The organism is Actinosynnema sp. (assembly GCF_052038725.1).
The window spans coordinates 1-1,864 of the sequence record NZ_JBQGCX010001328.1 but is presented as its reverse complement, the minus strand read 5'-3'; the positions used below and the strand labels follow the sequence as shown (position 1 = coordinate 1,864).

The 1,864-nt window shown below is 70.1% G+C and carries 3 protein-coding genes; all 3 read left to right on the top strand.

Going from position 1 to position 1,864, the window contains the following annotated elements; genetic code table 11:
* A partial coding sequence (locus ACTUAL_RS27955) for a nucleotide exchange factor GrpE (RefSeq protein WP_440902333.1) occupies positions 1-568 on the top strand: 568 nt, incomplete at its 5' end.
* A 12-nt stretch (positions 569-580) separates the two neighbouring features.
* Positions 581-1,570 (top strand): DnaJ C-terminal domain-containing protein, encoded by a 990-nt coding sequence (locus tag ACTUAL_RS27950; RefSeq protein ID WP_440902332.1) that lies wholly within the window; start codon positions 581-583, stop codon positions 1,568-1,570.
* A gap of 112 nt (positions 1,571-1,682) precedes the next feature.
* A partial coding sequence (locus ACTUAL_RS27945) for a MerR family DNA-binding transcriptional regulator (protein ID WP_440902331.1) occupies positions 1,683-1,864 on the top strand: 182 nt, incomplete at its 3' end.

Here is a 1,864-nt window from a genome sequence, read left to right as displayed (position 1 = left end):
CGGGTCCGACCCGCAGGTGGGCCGGAACGACGACGACACGGGCGCCGCGAGCGTGCCGGGCGACCTCGATGGTGACGAGCTCACCGTCGATGACATCCTCGGCGCCGACCAGAACGTGGACGCCGCCGCGGAGGACGCGGTGCTCGCCGATCTCGAGTCGCAGCTGCTCGGCGACCTGAAGCGCCTGCAGGCCGAGTACGCCAACTACCGTCGGCGCACGGAGGACCAGCGGGAGATCGAGATCGCCCGCGCCAAGGGATCCGTCGCCAAGGGGCTCCTGCCCGTGCTCGACGACCTCGACCGCGCCGCCAAGCACGGCGACCTCACCGAGGGGACCCCCTTCGCTGCGATCGCCGAGAAGCTCCGGGGCGTCGCTGAGCGGATGGGACTGGAGACGTACGGTGCCGCCGGCGAGGTCTTCGACCCGCAGCAGCACGAGGCGATCTTCCAGGCGCCGACCCCCGGTGCGACCGAGGCGACGATCCTCGAGGTGGTCGAGATCGGCTACCGCCTGGGTTCCGTCGAACTGCGACCGGCCAAGGTCGTCGTCGCCGTTCCCGCGGAGTAGACCGGAGGATCCATGGCCAGTCAGGACTGGTTCGAGAAGGACTTCTACGCCACGCTCGGCGTGGCCAAGGATGTCACGGCATCCGACCTGAAGAAGACCTACCGCAAGCTCGCCCGCACGTACCACCCGGACTCCAACCAGGGGGATGCGAAGGCGGAGGCGAAGTTCAAGGAGATCAGCGAGGCATACGCCGTGCTCTCCGACCCCGAGCAGCGCGAGGAGTACGACCAGATGCGCGCCATGGGGTCGGGCGCCCGCTTCACCGCGGGTGGCCAGGGCGCGGGGGGATTCGAGGACGTCTTCAGCCAGTTCGGTCAGGGCCGCGGCGGCGGTCGCTACCAGGCGCAGGACTTCGAGGACATCTTCTCGATGTTCAACCAGGGCGGGTCGGGCTTCGGCTCGGGCCGGTTCGGGCAGTCCACGGGCGGGTTCCGCGGCTACGGGGGCCCCACCCGGGGCGCTGATGTGACCGCGCGCACGACGATCGACTTCGTCACCGCGACCAAGGGTGAGACCATCTCGCGGCAGGGCGAGGACGGCAAGCCGTTCAAGGTCAAGATCCCCGCGGGGGTCTCGGACGGTCAGAAGATCCGGCTCCGCGGCCGCGGCCGTCCGTCGCCGGACGGTGGCGAGAGCGGCGACGTCGTCGTCTCGGTCACCGTGCGACCGCACCCCGTCTTCACGCGCGACGGGCTGAACCTGCGGGTGACGGTGCCGGTGACCTTCACCGAGGCCGCCCTCGGCGCCACGATCGAGGTGCCGACGCTCGGTGGCGACCCGGTGAAGCTCCGCGTCGCGCCCGGTACCCCGTCAGGTCGGGTGCTGCGCGTCAAGGGGCGCGGGGTGGAAACCGCCAAGGGTCACGGCGACCTTCTCGCCGAGGTGCAGGTGGCGGTGCCCACCCACCTCGACGACCGTGCCCGCGAGGCTCTGGAGAAGTTCCACGAGCTCGAGCCGAAGGAGAACCCGCGCGCCGACCTCATGGCCAAGGCGCGCGGCTGAAATGATCCCGCCAGGACAGGTGATTCGGCCGGAACAGGACGATTGTGCCGCTGTCGTCCTGTTTTCGGCGGGTCTCCTGTTCTGAACGCGACGAGACGAAGGAGGACGCGGAGTGAACGAGCAGATCGACGACGAGGCCCCGATCTTCGCGATCGCCGTGGCCGCGGAGCTGTCGGGCATGCACCCGCAGACCCTCCGTCAGTACGATCGGCTGGGCCTCGTCGTTCCCGGGCGCACGCAGGGCGGGTCGCGGCGGTATTCGCTGCGGCACGTGAAGCAGTTGCGCGAGGTGGC

What these genes read in the sequence shown, in the direction of transcription:
- ACTUAL_RS27950 (WP_440902332.1), top strand. Translation starts at nt 581, where the DNA reads ATGGCCAGTCAGGACTGGTTCGAGAAGGACTTCTACGCCACGCTCGGC.